This is a genomic window from Paenibacillus aceris (assembly GCF_017874035.1).
Lineage (GTDB): Bacteria > Bacillota > Bacilli > Paenibacillales > NBRC-103111 > Paenibacillus_E > Paenibacillus_E aceris.
The window spans coordinates 143,061-168,436 of record NZ_JAGGKV010000005.1; the positions used below are offsets into that span (position 1 = coordinate 143,061).

At 47.3% G+C, this 25,376-nt stretch carries 11 protein-coding genes; all 11 read left to right on the forward strand.

The genetic code is table 11. From position 1 onward, the window contains the following. The first annotated feature begins 21 nt into the window (after positions 1–21). The 11 genes from J2Z65_RS11625 to J2Z65_RS11675 all read left to right on the forward strand — a co-directional run bounded on the left by J2Z65_RS11625 (position 22) and on the right by J2Z65_RS11675 (position 25,333). Complete coding sequence (locus tag J2Z65_RS11625) at positions 22–1,293, forward strand: Gfo/Idh/MocA family protein (protein WP_167066314.1); 1,272 nt, start codon at positions 22–24, stop codon at positions 1,291–1,293. 267 nt (positions 1,294–1,560) lie between these two features. Next, positions 1,561–3,930, forward strand: a complete 2,370-nt coding sequence (locus J2Z65_RS11630; protein WP_240159996.1) for a helix-turn-helix domain-containing protein — start codon at positions 1,561–1,563, stop codon at positions 3,928–3,930. A 231-nt stretch (positions 3,931–4,161) separates the two neighbouring features. Continuing rightward, a complete protein-coding gene (locus J2Z65_RS11635; RefSeq protein ID WP_167066311.1) occupies positions 4,162–5,805 on the forward strand; it encodes a type 2 periplasmic-binding domain-containing protein in 1,644 nt (547 codons plus the stop codon). Between the two features lie 128 nt (positions 5,806–5,933). Then, positions 5,934–6,839, forward strand: a complete 906-nt coding sequence (locus J2Z65_RS11640) for an ABC transporter permease (protein WP_240160010.1) — start codon at positions 5,934–5,936, stop codon at positions 6,837–6,839. 41 nt (positions 6,840–6,880) lie between these two features. Continuing rightward, positions 6,881–7,753, forward strand: coding sequence for a carbohydrate ABC transporter permease (locus J2Z65_RS11645; protein ID WP_167066305.1), 873 nt, complete (start codon positions 6,881–6,883; stop codon positions 7,751–7,753). 4 nt (positions 7,754–7,757) lie between these two features. Continuing rightward, the gene (locus J2Z65_RS11650; protein ID WP_167066302.1) at positions 7,758–10,880 is read left to right on the forward strand and encodes a glycosyl hydrolase family 95 catalytic domain-containing protein; all 3,123 of its coding nucleotides are present in this window, start codon (positions 7,758–7,760) and stop codon (positions 10,878–10,880) included. 26 nt (positions 10,881–10,906) lie between these two features. After that, the gene (locus J2Z65_RS11655; RefSeq protein WP_167066299.1) at positions 10,907–14,935 is read left to right on the forward strand and encodes an OmpL47-type beta-barrel domain-containing protein; all 4,029 of its coding nucleotides are present in this window, start codon (positions 10,907–10,909) and stop codon (positions 14,933–14,935) included. A gap of 322 nt (positions 14,936–15,257) precedes the next feature. Next, positions 15,258–20,693, forward strand: a complete 5,436-nt coding sequence (locus J2Z65_RS11660; protein WP_167066297.1) for a galactose-binding domain-containing protein — start codon at positions 15,258–15,260, stop codon at positions 20,691–20,693. Between the two features lie 263 nt (positions 20,694–20,956). Further along, positions 20,957–23,233 (forward strand): helix-turn-helix domain-containing protein, encoded by a 2,277-nt coding sequence (locus J2Z65_RS11665; protein WP_167066295.1) that lies wholly within the window; start codon positions 20,957–20,959, stop codon positions 23,231–23,233. 75 nt (positions 23,234–23,308) lie between these two features. Next, positions 23,309–24,430: an ABC transporter permease gene (locus tag J2Z65_RS11670; protein ID WP_338111793.1), complete on the forward strand. Its 1,122-nt coding sequence runs from the start codon at positions 23,309–23,311 to the stop codon at positions 24,428–24,430. A gap of 30 nt (positions 24,431–24,460) precedes the next feature. Beyond that, a complete protein-coding gene (locus J2Z65_RS11675; RefSeq protein WP_167066293.1) occupies positions 24,461–25,333 on the forward strand; it encodes a carbohydrate ABC transporter permease in 873 nt (290 codons plus the stop codon). The last annotated feature ends 43 nt before the right edge of the window (positions 25,334–25,376 follow it).

Here is a 25,376-nt window from a genome sequence, read left to right on the forward strand (position 1 = left end):
TTCAAGGGAGACCAGTGGCAGATGAAAAAGGTGAAAGTTGCGTTAATTGGAGCAGGATTAAGAGGAGTTAATTATCTGGAATATGCCTTGCAGCATCCTCGTGAACTTGAAGTCACCGCTGTAGCTGAACCTAATAAAGAGCGCAGAGAGAATTTCAAAACAAGGCATGGTTTAACTGAAGACATGTGTTTTACGAACTGGGACGATTTATTTGCAGCGCCAAAGCTGGCGGATGCTGTACTGATCTGTACGCAGGATAAGCAGCATTATGAACCAACGATCAAGGCTCTAAAGGCAGGCTATCATGTTCTTTTGGAAAAACCGATGTCACCTGATGCGCAGGAATGCGCGTTGATGGGAGAGATCGCCGCTCAATCAAACCGCGTTTTTTCTATTTGTCATGTTTTAAGGTACACGAATTTCTTTACTACTATCAAAGAGTTATTGGAAAGCGGTGCCATCGGGAAGCTAATGTCGATTACCCATAATGAAAATGTGGGCTATTGGCATCAGGCACATAGCTTCGTAAGAGGCAATTGGCGCAAAAAAGAGGATTCCAGCCCGATGATTCTGGCCAAATCGTGCCATGACTTGGACATATTGCTATGGTTAGCAGGCTCGGATTGTATGCGTGTATCTTCCTTCGGTTCTTTATCACATTTTACTTCCGATCAAGCACCAGCGGGTGCGCCGCTTCGCTGCTTGGATGGCTGCCCGGTTGCGGATGACTGTCTCTACTATGCGCCTAAACACTATTTGACAGATAATACGGATTGGCCTACGTCTGCGATTGGTGATGATCTCAGCTATGAGGCTCGCTTGAAAGCGCTGCAGGAAGGACCTTATGGCCGATGTGTGTATCACTGCGATAATGATGTCGTCGACCATCAAGTGGTGAATTTAGAATTCGCAAGTGGCGCAACGGCTGCATTCACGATGAGTGCGTTCACCAAGGACGTTAGCCGAACCATCAAGCTCATGGGCACGAAGGGCGAAATTCGCGGTGCGCTGGAGAAGCAAGAAATTGAAGTGATTCATTTCGGCAGCGGGAAGGTGGAGCGAATTACCTTCGAGGATGCCGGGGGCCATGTTGGACATGGCGGCGGAGACACAGGTTTGCTCAGAGATTTCATCAAGCTGGTTCGAGAGGACGGCAATACACAGGGGCTTACAGCTGCCTATCATTCCGTGCAAAGCCATATGATAGCATTTGCTGCTGAACAGGCGCGAGAAGAACACAGTGTTATCCATTTGAAGGATTTTGTTGAGTTAACAAAAGCAAAGGCTCGATAAGTTATGGTACAGTCGGGGACCCTTTGAGGTAGTTCAATATGGAGAAATAAGGTGGCTGAAGGTGCTCATTTGTTAGAATTGCTCCTAATACGGATACTTAAGCAAGTTACCGTTAATGAGCACGAATTAATTATCTTACACGCAAAAGGACCGTCAGGGTGAACTGACGGTTTTTGTTGTTAATAAACTCCAAATTTCCGCTTTGCAGTTTGAACAGGCCGAGATACAATATATGTAACAAAATTCAAGAAGAGGGTGTGGCCTGATTTGAAATTACCACTGAGTCTACCTCTGATTGGCAGCCGCAAAAGCGCGCTATCAACGATGATCGCCACCAATTTGTTTATTTTACTCATTCCGCTTGCCATGGGTTTGTTTTTGTATGCCAAGGTTGAGCAAAGCTTGGAGCAGAGTTCGAATCGCTCCAATGCGGCGATGCTTGAGCAGCTGAAGATGTCGCTCGACAACAAGTTTTCGGAAGTGGATTTATTAATGCGACAAGTCGTGTTCGATCCCAAACTCGATTATATGCTTAAAATACCGGTAGACGCAGATGATGTAACCAAATATCAGTTTATTGAATTTATGCGGGACAAGATGAGCAAGTATCGCAGTATGACAAGCAGTTTCATTTTCGATTTTTACGTTTACTTCGCAAATAGCGATACGATCGTGAAGTCGGATTTACGAACGGACTCGCGAACCTTCTATTCGACTCACTATACATATAAGGACCTCTCATATGGTCAATGGAAAATGATGCTTCAGAACGAGCATAGAATGTCTTATTTGCCGGTAACGCCTCTTACTGACGTACCGACAAACGATGAAGACACTCCTAAGGAAGTCATCACCTATATACAGTCATTGCCGATCCTTACGCAGGCGGCTAATCTTGGAAGCTTTATCGTGTTAATTGACGTTGAGCAGGTCAAACAATTGTTTGCACAGATGGAATCGGCAAATCATAGCGCCATTTATATTATTGACGATGTCGGCACTACGATTGTGAGTAACAGTGATCAGCGATTTCCAGCTGACTTGCTGGCGCGCATTGAGGGAAGTAACGATCCCTTCGCATACAAGTTAGCGGGCATTAATCAAATGGTGTCTGTTGCATCCTCGAAAAAAGCAGGCTGGAAATATGTATCTATTACACCGAATGACATTTTTATGCAGCAGGTGAATCAAATCCAGAACTGGGCTATCGTACTGTTCGCCATATGCTTGATTACTGGGCTGCTGGCCGTCAGTGTCGGAGCTTACCGAAATTATAGGCCGCTTCAAAAAACAGTGAGCGCCATTATGCGCGGGAAGGATATGAGCAAACGCCCTTCCTCCGATGAATACGAATTTATTAGGCAAACAATTGAAGGGTCGATTCATGAAGAGAAGAGTTTACGCAGCACATTGACCCAGCAAGTTCCGTTCATCCGTGCCAACTATTTGTCCCGATTGTTAAACGGTCATATGGATGTGGACCTAACGGCAGTCAGCGAAAATAATCTCCAGTTTATGGAGTTAACTTTTATAAGCGATCGATTTGCAGTCGTATTGGTCAAAATAGAGGACGTTCATCTTTTTTCTGAAGATGGCGAGCAGCAGTGGGCTCATGCCAGATTTATCGTATCCAATATCGGCGTTGACCTGATCGGACTCCATCACAAAGGATTCTCCTTGGAGCTCGACAGGGATCGGCTGGCGTTCCTTGTTAACCTGTCGGAAGTTCGGGAGGAAAACGAGTCTGATATTCGCGATATCGCCCAATCGCTCTACACCATCATCTCAGATAAGTTCCAAATCGGCATTACGGTAGCCGCCGGAGGCATTCATCAAGGACCCACAGCGATTCGCAACTCATATCCAGAGGCACTTGCAGCCCTTGAATACAGATTGATTCGGGGCAAACGTGCCATTATCCATTTCCAAGACATGACCGATACGGAGCAGCATTATTATTATCCGCTTGAAATAGAGATCCAACTGATCAATTTCGTACGCAGCGGCGATACCGATAATGTCAAAAAACTACTGGATCAGATTTATTCGATGAACTTCGATTCCAGTCACATTACACCGGAACTGGGGAAATGTTTGTTTTTTAACGTGATCAGCACATTCTTGAAAATACTTAACTCCACCAATACGAACCAGGAAGAAGTGCTTGGTCCTAATTTCGATCCGATCCGGGCTGTGTTCAACCATCCGACGGCGCAAGGCATGCACTTGAAAACGCAGGAGCTGTATGAAACGCTCACGCGTTCATTTACCATCGAACGATCGGATCACAACACGCAGCTGCTGCAGGAGATCGTAAACATTGTGCATCATAACCTCGGTGACCCAAGTCTGGGCTTGGCGCAAATTGCAGAACAGTTCCGAATGACTCCGCAATATATTTCCACGTTTTTTAAAAAGAATCAGGGACAGAATCTGCAGGACTATATTACGCACAAGCGGATTAAAATGGCGAAGGATCTTATGGAACAGAGGGAACTGACGATTGTGCAAATTTCCCAAAAGGTTGGCTACAACAACGACGTCGTATTTATTCGGGCTTTCAAAAAGCTGGAAGGCATTACGCCGGGAAAATACCGTGAAACGATGCTTCCGGATAGAGCTAGTCTGGAAGTATAAAGGCAGCCCTCTTCAGGGGCTGCCTGTCTTTTTATGATGAACTGATGATTTTTAATGTCCTACTGATTTATTTTCTGCTGGCCGGCAATTGTTAAAAAAGATCATGGCTAGTGAAAACAAGAGAGTATCCATGTTCCATAAGGGGAGTTACACTGGGAACCAGAGATCAGACAACGATGATACAGCAGCTAACGTCACCGAAACATTTATCTATTAAAGGGAGGCAAACAAATGAAGAAGCATTTGAAACAAGCAGGCTCAGTCATTTTGGTTTCCGCATTGGCAATCTCGGTTGCAGCCTGCAGCAAAGAAAGCGGGAGCGAGGTTACCTCATCTGCTGCACCGCAGCCGGTAAAGGAATCACAACCGCCTAAACTGAGTCAGTTGACATATTGGGTGCCGACTCAAACGCAAGTCTCTTCTCAAATGAAAACATATGCTGAAATAGGGACGTATAAGGAGCTTGAAAAAGCAACCGGCGTAAAGGTCGCCTTCCAGCATCCTCCCGTTGAGGTCGCTCAGGCGCAAGAGCAATTTAACTTAATGATTGCGACCAACGACCTTCCGGACGTTATAGAAGCAAGCTGGGGAGCGACAAGCGGTGCGGTGGTTAGATACCCAGGCGGACCGGAGAAGGCAATTTCAGATAAGAAAATCATTAAACTGAACGAATTAATCGACAAGTATGCTCCCAACTTGAAGAAGCTGCTCGATGCGCATCCGGACTGGAAGAAGCAAATTTCAACGGATGAAGGAAGCATCTATGCGTTCCCGTTCTTACGTGGCGACGATAAAGTCAGGGTGTTCTTTGGCCCAGCGATCCGCCAGGACTGGCTGGATAAGCTGGGCTTGAAGATGCCGACAACGATTGACGAATGGTACACGGTATTGAAAGCGTTTAAAGAAAAGGATCCGAACGGTAATGGCAAAACGGATGAAATTCCACTTTACTTGGATAAAAATCTTTTCTCTACTGATGCTCCGTTCCTTGGCGCATGGGGGATTAACTACAGCTTCTATCAAGACAAAGGTACCGTGAAATATGGTCCGATTCAGCCGGAATATAAGGATTTCCTTGCAACAATGAATAAATGGTACAAGGAAGGCTTGCTGGATAAAGACTTCGCAGCACCGAATGATAAATTATTAGATAACAAAATGACGACCAACGTTCTTGGCGCAAGCGCTGTATTTAACGGCGGAGGTATCGGTAAATATGCTGGTCTCATGAAGGATAAAGACCCGAACTTCAAGCTGGAAGCTGCTCCTTATCCTGTATTGAAAGCAGGCGACAAACCGATTTGGGGACAGAAGGATTTTGCTTACAGCGGAATTGGAGCGGCCATTTCGGCAGCCAACAAAAATCCGATCGAGACCGTGAAATGGCTTGATTACGGGTATGGGGACAGAGGCGATCTGCTGTTCAACTACGGTGTAGAAGGCGCCAGCTTCAAGATGGAGAACGGTAAAGCAACATTCCTTCCGGAAGTTTTAAATCCTCCGGCTGGAACGAGTATCCAGCAATCGCTGGCTAAATATAATCGTGGTACGTGGAGCGGCCCGTTCGTGCTCAGCGATAATTTCCAACTGCAATATCTGGCTCTCGCTCAGCAGAAGAAAGCTTTGGAAGTCTGGTCGCAGCCGACTGCCGAACGAAAGTTGCCGATTGTTACACCGACACAAGAAGAGAGCAGTAAATTTGCTTCTATCGTGACCGATATCCAAACGTATCAAGATGAAATGCTCTTGAAGTTCATTATGGGCGTAGAACCGCTTGATAACTTCGATAAGTACGTTAAGAAGATGGAGAGTATGGGGATCCAGGATGCCATCAAAATTCAACAAGGGGCGCTGGATCGTTACAACAAGCGCTAAGTAGTAAATGTTAGGCTGGGAGATGAGAGGGGTCATCTCCCAGATTACGTATCTACCCTTAAGAAAGGTAAGGCGAGACGATGACGCAACACACCGGAGTGATTCACGTGACCAAACGAAATCCGACCATGCTGCAAACCATTCGCACGGATTGGAAGCGTCATTGGGCCATTTATGTAATGGCGCTTCCTGTTATTTGCTATTATCTCATTTTTCATTACGGTCCGATGTACGGATTGCAAATCGCTTTCAAAGAATTTTCACCGGCCAAAGGAATTATAGGGAGTCCGTGGGTAGGCTTCAAGCATTTTGATAGTTTTTTTAACGGTATATACTTCTGGCGGCTGATTAAAAATACAATTTTGCTCAATCTTTACGATTTATTGTTCGGTTTCCCTGCAGCCATTATCTTGGCGCTGCTTCTTAATGAGATTCGCAGCGGCCGTTTCAAACGTGTGGTACAGTCCATCTCCTATTTACCGCATTTTGTTTCAATTGTGGTTGTAGCTGGACTCATGGTCGACTTTTTGAGCAGAAGCGGTCTCATTAACCAAATCATCGGTGTCTTCGGTATCGAGTCTATTGATTTCTTAAAGGATGAGGGCTGGTTTCGTTTCCTCTTCGTCTCCTCAGGCATTTGGCAAGGAATCGGCTGGGGCTCGATCGTTTATTTAGCGGCAATTGCCACGATAGACCCGACGTTGTACGAGGCTGGTCGGATAGACGGAGCCAACCGGTGGAAGCAGACGCTGCACATTACGATTCCTGGCATCATGCCGACCATTGTTATTTTGTTTATTTTGCAAATGGGTAACATGCTGACAGTAGGCAGTGAAAAAGTACTTCTTCTTTATAATCCGCTTACTTACGGCACAGCTGATGTCATCTCCACCTATGTATATCGCAAAGGGGTACTAGAGGCGAGTTATAGCTTTACGGCTGCTGTTGGGCTGTTTAACTCTGTCATCAGTTTTATTCTGATCGTTGCTGCCAACAGCTTCGTCAAGCGGATCAGCGAGAACAAATTGTGGTAACCGTACATGATATTTAGAGGCTGGAAAAGGAGATAGGAATCATGAGACTAACGAATGGAGAACGAACATTTGGCTATTTCAATACCGTATTGATGCTCGGTCTCTGCGCTGTCACGCTGTACCCATTCTTATACGTGTTATTTGCCTCATTCAGCAATTCGACAGAGTTACTTCAGCATCTTGGGCCACTGTATAGGCCGGCAGGATTTGATCTTAGCGCCTACAAAGCCGTATTCAGCAATCCGATGATTGTTGAAGGGTACAAGAATACGCTCTTGTACGTGTTGCTTGGCACAACCATTAACCTGATTATGACATCCATCGGCGCATATGTATTATCCAGGCCGAACTTATATTTCAAAAATATGATGATGTTTTTTATCGTCGTCACAATGGTATTTCATGGTGGTTTGATTCCTTCTTTTCTGCTCGTCAACAATCTTGGCATGATGAATACGATGTGGGCGCTTCTCATCCCCGGTGCTATCAATACGTTTAATATGATCATCATGCGAACCTCGTTTCAAGGCATTCCGGTCAGTTTGGAGGAATCTGCGAGAATGGATGGCGCTGGCGATTGGACGATATTGTTCCGCATTATGATTCCGCTTTCTTTGCCGGTTATGGCTGTTATGGTTTTGTGGTATGCGGTCGGACATTGGAACTCCTATTTCAGTGCGCTGCTCTATTTACGAAACCGCGAAGCTTACCCGCTTCAGCTCATCCTCCGCGAACTTTTAATCCAAAATAGCACCGATGCTTATTCTGCGGGTTCAAGTGACGATAAGTATGCCATTGGAGAGACGATCAAATATGCGGCCATTATCGTCTCCACGCTGCCAATTCTTTGCCTGTATCCGTTTTTGCAAAAATATTTCGTCCACGGTGTCTTGGTAGGTGCGATTAAGGAGTGAGAACATGAGAGGTGTAATCTACGAGAACGCCCCGAGCAGTTGGAACGAAGCCTTGCCGCTTGGCAACGGTCATTTTGGCGGAATGATATTTTTCGAGGATCATCAGTTGACTATGGTTCTTAATCATTATGAGGTCTATTACCAAAAACTTCATCGTTACAGTAAAAAGTATCGGAATGGCGAGGAGGGGGACTTCCATCTCCAATATGGATATACGTTTGAACAATTGAGACAACTTGCTTCTGATTTGTACCGAAATCCTGATAAAGGTCCCATATTTCTATACGGCGATGTGTTATCCAGCAATAGCATGCATAGAAAATATGGCAAATCGTCAGGTGGAACATCCCATTATCCTACTGGTGAAGTGCACCTGTTTCCTTCCGTATGTATGTCTGATCCAGACAGCTACTCGTTAAAGCTGGATGTCGAGAACGCAACGGTGCATTTCGCAATAGAAAAGGGCGATGACAAGCTTGATGTGAGTACAATTGTTGCTCAGGACGGAGATTTTGTCATTACAGACATTAGGCAGACGGACACTGGTCTACTGTCAGCTGTCTCGCTGACCGTTCCATCCAGAAGATACGTGGAAATGAGCGTTACGTATCATCAACTGGATGAAACGACATTTTACTATCAAGGTTCTTTTTATCCGGATGGAGAGGACAGAGAACGGTTCGGCCCTTTTTCCTTTCTCGTGATGATGCGAATCCTTGGCGCGAAAGGGAGCTTGATGACGGGAGAGGCAGGTGATTCCTTACGGATAACGATGCAGAACGCCGAGGGACGCATGACGCTGCTTACGACGGTTGTGACGGAGGAAGAGACAAATGACTTGCTTCGTACTGCTCTTCAGAAAGTAAACCAATCCGGTTCGCTCTTGCGAATAGCAGATATGATAGCTGCTCATCAAGAACATTGGAGCAATTTCTGGAGTCGCTCATCCGTTACAGTTCCTGACAAAATGATCGAAGAATTGTGGTATATCAATCTGTACGCGCTTGCCTGCAGCAGCGGCAAAGGAAGTCGTATGCGTGAGCAGGCAATGGGACTGAATGGTTTGTGGGATATTAAGCAGCCGACCAAATGGGGCAGCATGTGGTACTGGGACGTGAACATTCAAGCCGCCTTTTGGCCGCTCTATACGGCGAATCACCTTGAAGTGGCGGAGGTGTTTAATGATGGACTGCTTTCCTACGTTGCGGAGGCTGAAAGAATGGCAAAGCAGTTCTATGGCTTGGAAGGTATAGCAGGGGATTACCCGCATGCGCTATATTTCAGTATTTGGCCATGGTGCGCACAGTTTCTGTGGGATTATTACCGCTACAGTATGGATGCGAGCTTTTTGCGTGAAAAGGCTTACCCTGTCTTTAGGGGCATTGCCCGTTTCTTCGAAGGCTACTTGAAGGTGGATGCTGCTACGGGGCAGTTCAACATTTTTCCGGATATATCACCCGAACAAGGACCGTTAACCTGCAACTCGACCTGTACGCTGGCATCGGTCAAATATGTGTTGCAAATCGCCAGTGAAGCAAATGAGCTGCTAGGCGAAGCTGAGGCCGATCGGCTCAAATGGCGGGCATTCGCATTGCGCTTGGCACCGTATAAGGCGGCTGAAACCCAACCGTACGGCGATATGCTGTTGGATTCGGAATGGGCTCCGGTGAATCTGCATCTGCGTCATCCTTCACTATTAATGCCGATTTATCCTATCGGTGAAATAAGTAAAAACAGCGAAGCAGCGCTGCGGCAAAGAGGAGACAATACGCTTCGTTATGTCGAAAATCATACGGAATACGGCGTGTTTCAGTTCGGCTGGCTCTCCTGTGCGGCTTCCAGACTGGGCAAGGGGAATACCGCGCTCCGATTGCTGTATGAGCAAGGCATAGATCTATCGATGAGGAGCAATGGTTTGTTCTCCGAAGAAACAGAACGATGGATGAACTACTGCAACATTACGAATGAGCCTTTGTATCATCCGCACATGATGGAGGCTTCAGGTGAAATGGTCGCTGCCGTGAACGAAATGCTGCTGCAAAGCTATGATGGGGTGATCGATGTATTTCCGTCGCTACCCTCGGGTGAGCCTGAGGAGGAGCGCACGATTGGTTTGTACGACCATGATGTAGAGAAGAAGGTAAAGAAGTATGAGAAATGGAACAATTGCTCCTTTCAACGCTTATTAGCCGTAGGAGCCTTCGAGGTTAGTGCAGAGTTGAATAATGGCCGCACGGTTTGGGTTTATATTCAAAGCAAGGCAGGATCTAAGGTTGTTCTGCGCAACCCGTTTAATTGGAGTGAAAAAGTACTGGTTTCAAGCAAAAATGGTCAATCGTGGAACAAAGTGGACTATCATCAGGAAGATGGACGGATTTCATTTGAGACGGCGAAGAACGGGGAGTATGCGATTTATCCTCATTCGGAATCGTTGCTACCAGAGTTGTTTTTATCCAACTCTGATCGCGTTAAGGCCAAAAGGAGTTATCCACTTGTTCACGAAGCCCATACACATCGGAGAGTATTCCTTGGCAAAAACCAAGACACGCAGCATTACAGGACACTCGACCATTTTACGTTTGATTATTATTCTGGCAATTACCGAGAATCGAGGCTGGCGGCCTATCGCTTTGATTTTGGCGTGGCCTCGCATGTGTTGGACAAAGATTATTACAAAGTGCTGCCAAGACAGGTGCATAGGGAAGGCGTCCTCGGCCAAACGTTCAGAAAAATAACGCCAGGGACGATTTTCACCGCTTATTCGGGGAACGGATGGGAGAGCGAAGAAGGTCTCATAGCGACGGATCGCGGGAAACCTGACGAGCTTCGAAGAGATTTTATCGGAGGCACATACGAAGCAACGTTTATCGTAGAGCTTCCAAAGGGGAGATACGATTTGCTTTTTGTATCCGGCGACCAAGAGGCAGCGTCTTACACGGAAGTAGAAGTCGTTGGGCAAAGCAAGTGGAAGCCCGAGAATGCGCTGAAGGCAGGTGAATTTGCAACGGATATGCTGCCACTCACACAGAGGAAGGACGGTTATATGAAAATACGATTCAGCTCCTGCGAAGGGATGCAATGGAGGGTCAACGTGCTGGTTGTCAACAAGAACTACACGTACTTATAGAAAGCGGGGCTGAAAGGGGGTGATTGATGACTCGACGACAGATCGTTTGGAAAGAAGAACCCGAAGAGCTTTCAACTAATACTAAACGCGGAGGTAATCGAATGCGTGTTAAAAAGAAAGTGAAATTCGCAAGTCCAATTGTTCTTCTAGCGTTCTCCATGATTCAGGCTTTGAGTGGGTCTCAAACGGCTTATGCAGCGACAGAGAATTTCCCGACTTATGTGCAAAATGCAGTCCCAAACCTGACTGCCGGTAAAGCTGATATTGCAGGCTCTGCCTTCGTCGACAAGGACGGGGAGTTTCATTGGATGTATTCTTTAGCTGACTACTCACAGACGGACAGCGGCGGTTCTTGGATCAAATACAACACCAATAAGGACTTTGGTGCGTTGAACACCAATTGGGGCACTACAACAACCTATAATTCTTACTGGAACAGGCCGGGGACCATCAATTACAAGATCGACGAAACTTACGGTATTCCAACTCCCTACCAGGATGACCACAACGATGGGATCGGCGTCTGGGTTGATCCGGAAACCGGATACTGGTATGCCCTGACCAACGACGAATATCAATTCTCGCCATTTGCAACGGGCAACCCGACCAACAATGAGCGAATTTCCACAGGTGTCCATAACAATCGTGTCTTGGCCACTTATTCGACAGATAAAGGAGCTACCTGGCAATTGATCGGGCAGGTTGCCACTTCACCGTGGAACGATAGCAATGAAGCAGCTACCAATGCGAACTTTCCCGGTTCAACTTGGTCATACGGGGTGGCCGGAACCAGATTTTTCGTTGATAATGTAAACGGTTACTTTTATGTGCTCTACAACAACCACATCAATTGGAAACCGGGTTTTAGCAACATCCTCACTTACTTCAGCCTTGCCCGCTCTCCGATTAGCGCCAAAATGGCTGAAGGATCTTGGGATGTTTGGTATAACGGAACATGGACCAGATCGGCACTGAAAGGGAATGCAGGCTGGATAGGCAGTCCTATGGGGGCTGGCAGTGATCATAATTTGACCGTAAACTATACGCCAGCGACGGACAGTCTGACTTTAACCGGGACTGGTATGGATGGATCATCTCTGAATATCAGCTACACGAAGGTACCAAGCGGTGGAGATTTCACCTTCAAAGATGCTGCAGGCAACACGTATACAGCAAATACAGTCAACGGCACAATTAAAAATGCAAGCGACACCAGCCTTCCGTCCGTCTCTTACTCCGATCCGGCGTTGGATGCTACAATCACCGTTTACATCCAAAACAACCAGGTATGGATCAGCCAAGAAAACAACTCAACCGGATACTTGACCTCCGTTAAACCAGGCGGCAGCACGCCGGTATTCAAAGATACGGCGACGCAAAGATTATTTCTTCCGGTCAATACGCAGTACGAAAATGCTTTTTCCTATAATGCTTACAGTGGAAAATATCGCTCCGTCGGCTATGACGGATACGTTTATGAGACCGATGATTTAGGCGCGCCGGACACGTTCAAAGTCGTAGGTAAACTTCCGTCTACGGTAGGTAGTTATTTGTCTCAAATCGACTCAGGCAGTCTGACCAATCAACAAGTCAGCGGCTATTCCTTCAGAACGATTTCCGATTTATCGGGTTCACAAAAAAATTATTCCACAGCAGCTCCCGGTCCCGGGCAGACTTATTATTCAACATATAACCCGCCAAAAGACCAAACCGGAACAGTCATTTCACCGTCTACAGCCTATACCGTCTCAATAGGCGGAAATGCTCTTCAGGATGGCGCGGGAAATCAGTGGCAATTTATTCCTGTACCTGATGAATTTGATTCTTCTAAAAATAGCGGTTTCTACAGATTACGGAACGTATCCACAGAAAAGTATTTGAAGGTATCCGGCTCAACAGCTGCAGCAACGCGGGCAATGGGAGCCGCAATTACCTTTGGTACAGCGGATGCAGATGCCAATCCGAGCGGAAATGGCGGAAATGGAACTGCAAGCGGCAGTGACCAATGGTACCTTTTACCTGTTGGAAATGCTACACCGGCCTACCTCACTCCCTCTTCTACGCCAGCTACGATTTCAGCAGCAACGAACTCAAGTTTAAGCGGGATCACGAGCTATCGACTGGTCAACCGGGCAAGCGCGCTTGGTGTTGAATTTAGCTCCAGTCAGCCTTCCATACAGAGTATCAAGTTTGGCGCAGGCAACCCGCAAGCCATGACCATCACCCCAGTAGCGTCAAATCCAAATCTACCATCTGTCCCCACCGGTTTGACCGCAACTGGAGTAAACATGTCTCAGATCAAAGTTAGCTGGAATAGTTCTACAGGAGCTACAAGCTATGACCTTATGGTTGATGGCGTGATAGTAAGTAGCGTAAGCAATACTTATACGCATACAGGATTAGAAGCAAGCTCAAACCACACCTACCAAGTAAGGGCAAAGAATAGCGAGGGCTCGAGCTTATGGAGTTCACCGATAAGTGCGACAACACAAACCGGAATTGTGTCAAAAGGCAAACCCGCTACGGCCAGCTCGGTACAAACCGGAAATGAGGTAAGCAATGCCAATGACGGGAATACGACTTCTACCCGATGGGCGGCCGTCACTAACACCTTCCCGCAGTGGTGGAAGGTCGATCTTGGCAGCAGCATGAATATTACCAAGCTTGAGAGCTACTGGTACAACAGCACAACCTATCCACGTGTATACAAGTACAAAATTGAAGGCAGCAATGACGATGTGACCTATACGACTATACTTGACAGGTCGGATAATACAACTCAAGGATTGATAACGGATACCTTCCATGCAACTGTCAGATATGTCAGAGTAACCGTTACGGGCTCCAGTTACAGTGGTGGAAGTGCCTCCGCTTATGAATTTAACGTATATGGAGATGCGAATCCGACAGCTGACACAACTCCTCCAGTGACAACAGACGATGCGGTTGCGGGGTGGCAGCAAACAGGGCAAACCGTTACCCTGACCGCAGCCGATACGGAAAGCACAGTTTCCAAAACGGTTTACAGCGTGGACGGCGGGGCGTTTGTTGAAGGCAGCACCATTCAAATCACGGACGAAGGCGTTCATACGCTCCAATACTACAGTGTAGACGCTGCCGGTAATCAGGAGGCAACGAAATCCGTACAAGTGAAAGTCGACAAAACGGGACCTGCTGTTGAAACGACTGCTGCTGTAACGGGCGAACCAGGTGCACAGACGATAACGGTCCTTCAGTCGGATACGGTAAACATTCCGTTCACGGCAACGGATGCGCTCAGTGGTGTCGCAAGATCAGAGGTGAAGCTGGATGGCGCGATTGTCAATCAGCCACTTACAGCACAGCCATTTACATTAACGGCTGGTGACCATACGATCGTTGTGACGGCAGTGGATAATGCTGGCAACACCACGGTACGTCAGTATACTCTCAAAGTCTTACAGGTCGTAAACGATCAGCCGTCAACGACTTTAACTGGATTAGGGACTGTTAAATCAGGCGACTCCTTTAAGGTAACCTACGGTCTCAGCGTGAATACGGCAAGTATATATGCACAGGACATTACGATCGATTATGACTCGAGTATCATGGCATTTGATTCGGCGAAATCGGTGAAGGATGGCGTTGTGATTGTTCAGACGGTTAACAGTACACCAGGCAAGCTGCGCTTAATTTTGGCAAGCACTGGCAGCAGTAATGCCGTTACTGGGCAGTCGCAAATACTGGAGCTTTCTTTCCAAGCGAAAGATCTGACGCAAGCGTCAACTGGACTCATACAAGTAAGCAAAGCAACACTCGCGAACGAGCTTGGCACGGAAATACAGGCCGTTTCTTCCTCAGTCAGTATCCAAGTGACGCCTGTGCCAGTCGGAATTCCGGGAGACATCAACGGAGACGGAAGAGTCAGCATCGGCGATCTGGCCTTGGCTGCTGCTAACTACGGTAAAACGGCATCCGATACGGATTGGCTGCAAATTAAGGCGGCGGATACGAATGGCGACAACCGTATTGACATCACTGACCTTGCGGCGATTGCGAGCAAAATTTTGAACTAAATAAAGGATCAGATCGCCTTCTTCCCTTCTATATTTTGGAGGGGGAGAAGGGTACTTAGCAAGCAGTTACCTGTGGAGTCTATAGCCCATTTATATGGAAAATGTTGCGTAATGACGAAGCTTGGCACATTCGTGCAGGTGCTAGGAACCTTTGTCGAAAGCATTGCTTGGACTCTGATTTCCCAATAATATTAACGTATAAATCGATGGTTTCTACGTGTGCCAATTTAAAGTGTGTTACCGATTTAGCGGGCACGAGCTTAAAGAGGTTTCTCTTTAAGTGCGTGCTTATTTGCGTACTGCATAAAATGGGAGGTAAGCTATGTTCCATCTATTTAGTCGGCATAAACGAAGCACGATGAGAAGTTTAAGTTTCTTACTAATCGCTGCCATACTCGCTGCTTTCATTCCTGCTGGAGCGGCGACTTACGCTGCTGGAGAAGCAACGAATCTGGCCGCAGGGAAAAGCGTGACCGTTTCCTCAGAGAATGCGACCAAAAACAAGAAAGAAAATGCGGTGGACGGGAATATGACTACGCCGTGGGGCAGCCTCTATTTCGACCCCGAATGGATCTATGTCGATTTGGGTAAAGCTTACAGCGTGTCGAAGGTGAAAATTTACTGGGAAGCCGCTTACGGCAAAGGGTACAAAATACAAGTATCGCAGGACGCGATGTCATGGACGGACGTATTCGCCACGCAAAACGGCGATGGAGGGTTGGACGAGATCAATTTCGAGCCAGTCGAAGCTCGGTATGTGAAAATGCTGGGTGTCCAGAAAGCGACCAAATGGGGATATACGATTTATGAGTACGAAGTGTACGGAGTGCCTGTCACACTGAAAGCGCCAACATTAAGTTTAAGTGCCGAAACTTGGACGAATTCGACCGTCGCGTTTACGATTGGAGACTATGATCCGTCTGCGCTCACGGCCCAATATAAGCTTGGCGTTAGCGGCCAATGGTTGGATTATACAGGGGAAGTAAGTCTTAACGGGGAAGGCGTAGTGGATGTGTACGCCAGGGTGAAGGATGCTGAAGGTAATGTAAGTGCGGCCGTGCAGCGAACGAGTCGCATTGATACAACGGCGCCAACGCCTCCGAGTATCTCTAGTAACGAGGGCGAGACGAACACGACGATAGTCATTAGTGGTGGCACCGACAGCGCAAGCGGTGTGGCCGGGTATGAGTATAAGCTGAGCACCGGCGGCACATGGCTTCGTTATTCCGAGCCACTTGCGATCAGCCTGCTGGCGCCAGTCACGGTGTCGGCTCGAACGGTCGATACAGCGGGCAATACGAGTGAGGTCGTGTCCAAAACGATTGAACCGCTCAATAGCCAGACGTTCATGAATTTGGCCAAGGGGAAGACAGCAGTTTCTTCAAGCACGGATTCTGCTGCGAATAAGACCGAGAACGCGATAGACGGCGACACGGCAACTCGCTGGGCCAGTCTGAAAACGAACAACGAATGGATTTATGTCGACCTCGGGAAAGTTTCGACCGTATATTCGGCCAAACTAAACTGGGAAGCCGCATTCGCCAAAGCATATAAAATTCAGTTATCGGAAGATGGCGTCGCTTGGACCGATGTGTACACGACAACAAAGGGAGCAGGCGGAATCGAGGAAATCAGCTTCGATCCGGTTACAGCGCGTTATGTCAAAATGCAGGGGGTAGAACGCGGCACGATTTACGGTTATTCCCTTTACGAGTTTGAAGTGTACGGCTATCCGGCGCGATCCAAGGTCACGCTTCAGGCGGATGCCGAAACATGGATCAATCGGGACGTGCTTGTAACCGCCGCAAGCCAGGAAACCGGTGGGGAGATTTCCTATAAAGTCGGGGAAACGGGAGCGTGGCAGCCCTACACTGCGCCTGTGAAGATCGAGCAGGAAGGGGAAACGAAGGTATTTGCCAAGTGGGCTGACGGTTCAGGCAACGAAGGTCCGACAATCTACAAGACGGTACATATCGACAAAACAGCGCCGGCAGCCCCCTATATCCATCGCAGCAATGTGTTGACTAGCAAGCAGGACGTTACGTTCACAATCGCCGGCGGGCAAGATACGGGCAGCGGCATTCAGATCAGCCAGTATAAGCTGAATGATGCGGCATCATGGATCGATTACACCGGTCAAGTGACGGTGAGTCAAGAGGGAGAGACGAAGGTTACGGCCAGAACGATCGATAAGGTAGGAAACGTTGGCCCAGCTGCCAGTGCAGTAATTCGGATCGACAGGTCGGCCGCTAACAATCCGAAGCCTACCGTTATCCCAAGCTTGCGCGAATGGTCGGGCGGAACGGGGACATTCCAAATGACGTCTGCGTCGCGCATCATCATAGATCCGGCATATGCATCGCAGCTTGCGAAAACAGCCGAAACGTTTAAGGACGATCTCACTGAAATTACAGGCTTCAAGCTTCCGCTCGTTTCGGCTGATACGCCTCAAACCGGCGACTTTTATTTAACACTGCAAAATAGTGATGCAGAAATCGGCGACGAAGGCTATTACTTCGAGATCGGCGATGCAGCGGTGATCCGGGCGAATACGCCTACAGGCGTCTTTTACGGCACCAGATCCGCATTGCAAATTTTGAAGCAGGACGCAGCGTTGAGCCGGCTGGCAAAAGGGGTTTCCAGAGATTATCCGAAATATAAAGTGCGCGGTATGATGCTGGATGTGGCGCGCAAATATTTCCCGATGAGCTTCATCCGTGATCACGTCAAATTCATGTCGTGGTACAAAATGAACGATTTCCAAATTCACTTGAACGACAATTTCGGCACTTACTCAGCTTTCCGATTGGAGAGTGAAACGTATCCGGAATTGACGGCTAAGGATGGACATTATACAAAAGCTGAATTCCGCGAGCTGCAGGATATGGCTGCCGTTCAAGGCGTGACGATTACGCCGGAATTCGATACGCCGGCGCATTCGCTTGCTTTTACGAATATCAAGCCTGAGATCGCTTGGGCGGGAGATTCAAGCAAAGTGCATCTCGACCTCAAAAATCCCGAAACGTACAAATTCGTGGAATCGCTCTGGGATGAGTATATTCCGTTGTTCGATTCACCAAACATGCATATCGGAGCCGACGAATACGATTATTCCACTGCAGAAATCCGTGATGATTTCCGCGCTTACGTCAACCATTTTAACAATTATGTCAAAAGCAAAGGCAAAAGCGCTCGTATGTGGGGAAGCTTGGGGCGCATTTCCGGTCCAAGACCGGTGGATAAGGACATCACCGTCAACATATGGGACAACGATTGGCAAAATCCAGTGACGACGATCAATTCCGGCAACGATGTAATCAACAATTACAAGCAATTGCTGTACATCGTGCCGAATATCGCACGTTATCAATCTTATCTGAATACGCGCAAAATTTACGAGGAATGGGAACCGAATATTTTTGATTTCAACAATGCAGCGCGCAATACGACAACTGATGAGCCGCATTTGCTTGGCGGTTCGTATGCCGTATGGAACGATACGGGCGGCGCAGGCGCCAGCATATTTGATGTGCATGCCTTCACTAAGCCAGCTACGCAAGTACTCGGTGAAAAGCTGTGGAGCGGGACGACAACCGGGCAATCGTATGCGGACTTCAAGGGCCTTGCCGACAAAATCGACGAAGCTCCGGGAACGAATTTGCTGCGCGAGGTTGATACCAAAGGCAATGCAATCATTGCCTACGATTTCGAGGAAGGTAGCGGCACGGTAGCGGAGGACAGTTCAGGCAACGCTTATCACGGTCAATTGATTGAGGTGTCAAGGACGGAAGAAGGTTATACAGGCGAAGGGCTGAGCTTTAACAAGGCTAACGCGCATTTGGAAACGGGACTCCAGAGCAAGGGCTTCCCGTGGAGCCTATCCATGCGCGTGAAACGAGAAAACGATGCGCAGCAGACGGATTCGATTCTGCTTGAATCGGTTGACGGCGCCTTGAAGCTGAAGCAGAACGGCATCGATAAGCTTGGCTTTACGCGCGAGGATGGAATCGGCTTTACGTTTAATTACACCGTTCCGGTAGGCACTTGGGTGCAGCTTACGCTGGAGGGGGATAAATCCGGAACTTCGCTTTACGTAAACGGACAGTTTAAGCAGCGGCTTACGAATTCGTTCGTGCTTCCGCTTGAAAAGATTGGCAGCAGCACGTCCTCGTTTAAAGGGGTGCTCGACGATGTGCGAATTTTTGCCGACGTTCGCCCTGTGGAAACCCATAACATCGCGCTCCGCAAAGTTTCGAACGCTTCGGCCGTCGATATAAGCGGAAACGCGGGCAACAACAACGGACAAAAAATTCATGTCCAGGCGTTCGATGGCGACACGAGCACACGCTGGGAATCGAAGGCCATCGATGACCAATGGATTGACGTTGACCTTGGCGAAATACGTACTGTGAACAAAGTGAAGTTAAACTGGTACACGGGCATGCAAGCCATTGGCTACACCATTCAGGTGTCCAACGATGAACGGACTTGGACGACGGTTTCGACAGTCGCAAATGGAGACGGCGGCATAGACGAGATCGCATTTGCCCCTATTCAGGCCAGGTATGTGAAAATGCAGGGGACGCAGCGCAGCCCGGGCAAAGGCTATTCGTTAACGGAGTTCGAGGTGTACGATGCATCCTTATTGAAATGGGAAACAACTCAGACCGACTTGGATGCGGGGCAGGCGGTTGCGATGAAAGCCGTGTTGACTGCCGAAGGCGGCGCTGTCGACGGATCGGTAAGACCCGTATACAAGTCGTTTGATAATACGGTGGCTGAAGTGAATGCTGAGGGACTACTTACAGCCAAGAAGGCGGGGCAGACTTGGATTACAGCTTCTTATGGCGGACAAACGGCCGTCATGGCGTTTGTTGTAAATGATAAACCTGAAGCGACCCTGAGTACAATTTCATTTGATCAAGAGGGGTACAACGTCAAGGTGAACGATGCTGTCCAAATGCTTGTTACGGCTAATTACAGTGACGGTCAAGCAGCGAATGTTTCGGCATTAGCCCAATATTCGGTGGAGAATCCTTCTCTCGCTCAGATTGATGCAAACGGTTTGCTTCATGGATTGGTGGAAGGAAACACCGTTGTAACAGCAACGTATGGCGGGGTAACGACAAGCGCAGCGGTTCAAATTGAGAAAAGCAGTACGGGTATAAACGAACTGAATGCCGTATTAACTGGGCCAGGAACAGCGAAGCCGGGCGATCCATTTACGGTGCGCATGGGCTTGAAAGGTGTGGCAAAACCGATATATGCCCAAGATATCCACATCAGGTACGAGGACAGCATATTTGAATTTGTTGAAGCGAAGTCGCTGAAAACGGGTGTAACAATTCTGCAAACGGTGCGTAAGCCGGGCGAGATCAGGCTGATCACGGTCAGCGAAGGCGCTACTCATGCGATTGCGGCGGATCAGGACGTCATTGAGTTGACCTTCGCGATGAAGCCCTCCGTCGTGCAAACATCGGGATCCATCGCAGCGTATGATGTGACGACAGCCGACGAGCTTGGGATCGAGACGCAAGCCGTACCGTCATCAATCACAATCATCCAGACACCGCAGGCGGTAGGCGATCTTAACCACGACGGCAAAGTGAGTATCGGCGATCTTGCCTTTGCTGCTGCCCATTACGGCAAAACAACGGCAAGCCCGGATTGGCAGCAGGTGAAAGCGGCGGATGTATCAGGGGACGGTACGATCGGTATCGACGATCTGGCGGCGATAGCTTCTAAGATTTTAGAATAGGTAGATCAAGAATCTAAAACCTAGTTCCGTCTCTTTTTGAGACAGGACTAGGTTTTTTTTTTCGCAGAAATATCGATCGTAACGAGAAGTGAATGATGATTCAGGCTTTGGATGATATTTCCCCGGAAATGATCGATTACGAGTTCCTGGTGATTAGGGGGTTTTATATACTATCGTAATTAAAGACAACCGTTAATAATTTATTACATACTTTTCCATGAATACTGGTGGTAAAATCTGATTGTAAGACTAGGGGGATGATTATGAAAAGGAAAAGTTACTTCGTAAAGCTGCTCTCCTTCAACATCGTATTGGTCATCATTGCCGTTTCGTTTCTTGGTTATATAGCCTATTATAAGACATCCTCCTTAATGAACGAGAAGATCGATAAAATAAACGCACAGCTTCTCCTTCAGTCGCAGATTCAGTTGGAAAATTCGCTGCAAACTGTTGAAAGCGCAATCATCCAATTTACACTGCTGCCCAGCTTTACTAGCCTATTGGACGATGACCTTACGATGAACAGTTATGACAATTACGTTAAGGTTAAAAATATGGTGTCAGAGGTCAGCTCTTTATACGCCCATTCCTCGATCATCAACAGTCTGGAAATTATTAATTTGGAAAAAGGGTGGGTTTTACGTAATGGCGGGGTACTCTTGATCAACGAGGTATATACCCGTGAAGAAATTGACCAGTTTAGGAAAGTCGTTTCACGCTCGAAATGGAGTAAATCTGCCAATTCTGATTTTTTCCAGTACACATTGAAGGTACCTTTTTCAGCGATTGACCGGTTCCAGGGAATCGTGAGAACCAAAATTTCGAGCAGCGACATATTTCGTGAGCTGATGCCGAGCAAAGACTTAGGCCAGATGACAATGATTGACGACGATGGCAATATTATTCGGAATATTACGCAGTATGAGCTTCGAGATCAAGACGTGAACCACCTTGTCCAAATGATTCAAATGCAAGTTAACCAAACCCCGCAAGGTAATTTCTTATCCAAAATCAACGGATCCCAATATTCGTTTATTTTTCGGCATTCCGAAAAATATAAATGGACTTATATATCGTTGATATCGACCTTAGAGGCCGAGCAAAACTCCCGATTCATTGGTCTGTTTATTTTTATCACAGGTTTTGTTGTGGTTAGTGTGTTTTTCGTGCTTTCCTTTTACGGCACCCGAAGACTATACTCTCCTATCAAACGACTGTACCATATGATCGCATATAACTCCTCGGAGAAACTAAATGCGCAGTCGCAAAGCAACGAAATGGATTATATAAATAATCGGATGCACGCTTTTTTTCAGGACAGCCAGAAGCTCAAGGTTCAGCTGCATATTCAAACGAATCAACTAAACGATTTTTTTGCTTTTAAACTGTTTCAAGGGGAAGTGAACCCTCAGGAAATCGAAAGTAATTTCAGGCGTGATGCTTGCTGGAACCATTTTTATGTACTCACGGTACAGATCGACACCTTACAAGATACCGGTTATAAGGATTCAGACCGAGATCTGTTATTATTTGCTGTGAAAAATATGCTGGGCGAAACCGCCTCGGACTTGTTAGTACTGAATCCCGTCATTATGAATCATACGCAAGTCGTCCTGCTCGGCGCTGATCATCAACATGTGGATGCTTTTAAGGAGGAGCTTTACTTACTGTCTCGTTCTATCCAGCAGGTTGTAAATCAGTATTTGCGTCTTCAAGTAAGTATTGGAATCAGCCGTCCGTTCAACCAGCCAGTAGAAGCATCTACTGCATATGGCGAGGCAACGGATGCTTTAAAATCAAGGTTTACCCAGGGCAGAGAGGCCATCCTGTATGCTTCCGACTTTGATTCTAACGAATCGGGCAACAAGGGCAAATACCCCGGATTTATGGTGAAAGAATTAATCGATGCGATCAAATTCGGTGACGCGGAGCAATCGAAGCGAACGCTTCATGACGTCATTGCGGAAATATGTTCAGGTCACTATGGTTATCGGTATTGTTCCATGTTTATTTTTCTGCTGCTTATGGATTTGATCAAGATTTCCCATCAATCGGATGAAATGTTCGTCTCTTTGTTCAAAGAAAAACCGATTTTTCAGAAGCTGGATCAACTGCTGCAGACTTCTGTCCAAGAAATGGAGGCGTGGATTTTCGAGCATGTCGTTCAATTGATCATGGTCGAAATGTTGGCCCGCAGTGAATCCCAGCAGAGGAATATGATCAAAACACTGATTCAAATCATCCATGATGAATACCATTCCGAGTTGACGCTCGAAGCCTGTGCTTCCCGTTTTCATTATAACCCAAATTATTTGGGGCAAATTTTCCGAAAAGAAACGGGGAGCAGCTTTAGCGATTATTTATCCCAATACAGACTGAATATAGCGAGAAGATTGCTCGCTGAAACGGATGATCAAATTCAGGAGATCGCCGAAAAGTTGCGGTTCAGCAATTCGCAAAATTTTATTCGTTATTTTAAGAAGATGGAAGGGATCACGCCTAAACAGTACCGAGATAAATTAGTGAAATTTAACGGATAAAGGACCTAGGACAGCGCAGGCTGCCCGCTCTCGATTGAGCGCGCGGTATGCGCGTTTTTGCTTTTGGAGGACTTTGTGGATAATCACTTCGTTACTGTGCTGCAGATTACTCGTGAAACCCGTGGATGCGGAATGATCCGTAGAGAACTGCGGAACAGATTATTTACAATTGGCAGCCCCCTCTTGTACCTTAACGTTATCAAACACGAGATGGGAGGTATCATATTGAAAGCGTTGACAAAACTAGCGCAGCAAAGGCGTCATCCAAACGTCGCCCTCACGGAAGGAGCATGGGGCAAGTTCTTAAAGGAAATAAAAAGGGACTACTGGTTGTATCTAATGCTATTGCCTGGCGTACTTTATTTTCTGATCTTCCGTTATGCCCCGATGTGGGGGCTGGTCATTGCGTTTCAGAATTATATGCCGTTCCTCGGAATTACCAAAAGTGAGTGGGTAGGCTTCGCCCATTTTTATGCTTTGTTCACAGGTCCCGATTTTTGGATGCTGCTGCGAAATACCGCAATCTTAGCCGCTTACAACATTTTCCTGTTTTTCCCGCTGCCTATCATTGTAGCTCTAATGTTGAATGAAGTGCGGCATGAAGTGTACAAGAGGATTGTTGTTTCGCTGGTTTACGTGCCGCATTTTCTGTCGTGGGTCATCGTTGTGAGCTTTTTTTATTTTTTCTTTGCGATTCAAAACGGTATCGTGAATGAGATCATTCAGTCACTCGGCTTTCAGAAGGTGCACTTTCTGGACAGCGCCAGCTGGTTTAGGCCAATGGTTACCTTGGAAGTCATCTGGAAAGAAACGGGCTGGGGCACGATTATCTTCATGGCGGCGCTGGCCGGCGTCAATCCACAGCTTTATGAAGCGGCACGAATGGACGGGGCGAACCGTTGGCGGCAGCTTTACCACATTACGCTGCCTTCGATACGAAGCACCATTATCATCCTGCTGATCCTGCGGCTGGGATCGTTTCTCGATACAGGCTTCGAACAAATTTATCTCATGCTTAATACGCTGAACCGGGAAGTCGGGGAGGTTTTCGACACGTATGTATACACGGTAGGGATACTGGGTGGCCAATTCGGCTTCAGCGCAGCGGTTGGCATGTTCAAGTCAGTGATTGGACTTCTTTTGGTTATGATCACGAATCGGCTGGCGAAAAAGTTCGGGGAAGAAGGCATTTACTAAGCTTACAGGAAAGGAGGTGAAGGCATACATATGTACAGATCATGGGGCAGCAAGCTGTTCGACAGCGTCAATTATTTGCTTTTATTTCTATTGGCCTTGATTACGGTCGTTCCGTTTCTGCTCAACGTGACCGGCTCGTTCGCCGCTCCGGAGGAAGCTCTTCGGAAGAGCTATGTACTTATCCCGGAGACATTCTCGCTCGCCGCTTACCAGTACATTTTCAGTACGAAAATTATTCCGCACTCGTTATTGGTTACGATTTTCATTACGGTTGCGGGAACAGCTATTAATATCGTGCTTACCGCCCTGCTGGCATTTCCTTTAGCCAACAAACGGCTGCGGATACGCAAGCCGGTCATGCTGATGGTCGTTTTCTCCATGCTGTTCAGCGGAGGGATGATTCCGACCTATTTGGTCGTGAAAAATCTAGGACTGCTCAACACATACGGCGCCCTGCTGCTTCCCGGGGCCATCAGCGCCTTTTATCTGATTATATTGAAAAACTTTTTCGCCCAACTACCGGATGAACTGGAGGATTCGGCCAGGATAGACGGAGCTAGCGATCCACAGATCTTGTTCCGGATCGTGATTCCGCTATCGATGCCGGCGATAGCGACATTAACACTGTTTTATGCGGTCGGGCATTGGAATCAATTTCTAAACGCCCTTCTCTATATCAATGATGCGGACAAGTTTCCAATACAGGTATGGCTGCGTCAAATCGTCCTTCTCTCACAAACCGGCATAGGTGATTCCACAAACAACTTCGAGGGGGTGATTCCGCCGGGTAAAACAATCCAAATGGGAGTAACGGTCGTATCCACTGTTCCTATCTTGCTCGTATATCCTTTCTTACAACGGCATTTCGCGAAAGGCGTGCTGCTCGGGTCAGTTAAAGAGTAGGAAAGGCGGTCCGGGAGTGAAAGACCAATACAATAATAGTATG

Bases quoted from the DNA above. Each gene is read 5' to 3' on its own strand.
- J2Z65_RS11625 (WP_167066314.1), top strand. From the start codon at position 22: ATGAAAAAGGTGAAAGTTGCGTTAATTGGAGCAGGATTAAGAGGAGTT.
- J2Z65_RS11635 (WP_167066311.1), top strand. From the start codon at position 4,162: ATGAAGAAGCATTTGAAACAAGCAGGCTCAGTCATTTTGGTTTCCGCA.
- J2Z65_RS11640 (WP_240160010.1), top strand. From the start codon at position 5,934: ATGCTGCAAACCATTCGCACGGATTGGAAGCGTCATTGGGCCATTTAT.
- J2Z65_RS11645 (WP_167066305.1), top strand. From the start codon at position 6,881: ATGAGACTAACGAATGGAGAACGAACATTTGGCTATTTCAATACCGTA.
- J2Z65_RS11650 (WP_167066302.1), top strand. From the start codon at position 7,758: ATGAGAGGTGTAATCTACGAGAACGCCCCGAGCAGTTGGAACGAAGCC.
- J2Z65_RS11655 (WP_167066299.1), top strand. From the start codon at position 10,907: ATGACTCGACGACAGATCGTTTGGAAAGAAGAACCCGAAGAGCTTTCA.
- J2Z65_RS11660 (WP_167066297.1), top strand. From the start codon at position 15,258: ATGTTCCATCTATTTAGTCGGCATAAACGAAGCACGATGAGAAGTTTA.
- J2Z65_RS11665 (WP_167066295.1), top strand. From the start codon at position 20,957: ATGAAAAGGAAAAGTTACTTCGTAAAGCTGCTCTCCTTCAACATCGTA.
- J2Z65_RS11675 (WP_167066293.1), top strand. From the start codon at position 24,461: ATGTACAGATCATGGGGCAGCAAGCTGTTCGACAGCGTCAATTATTTG.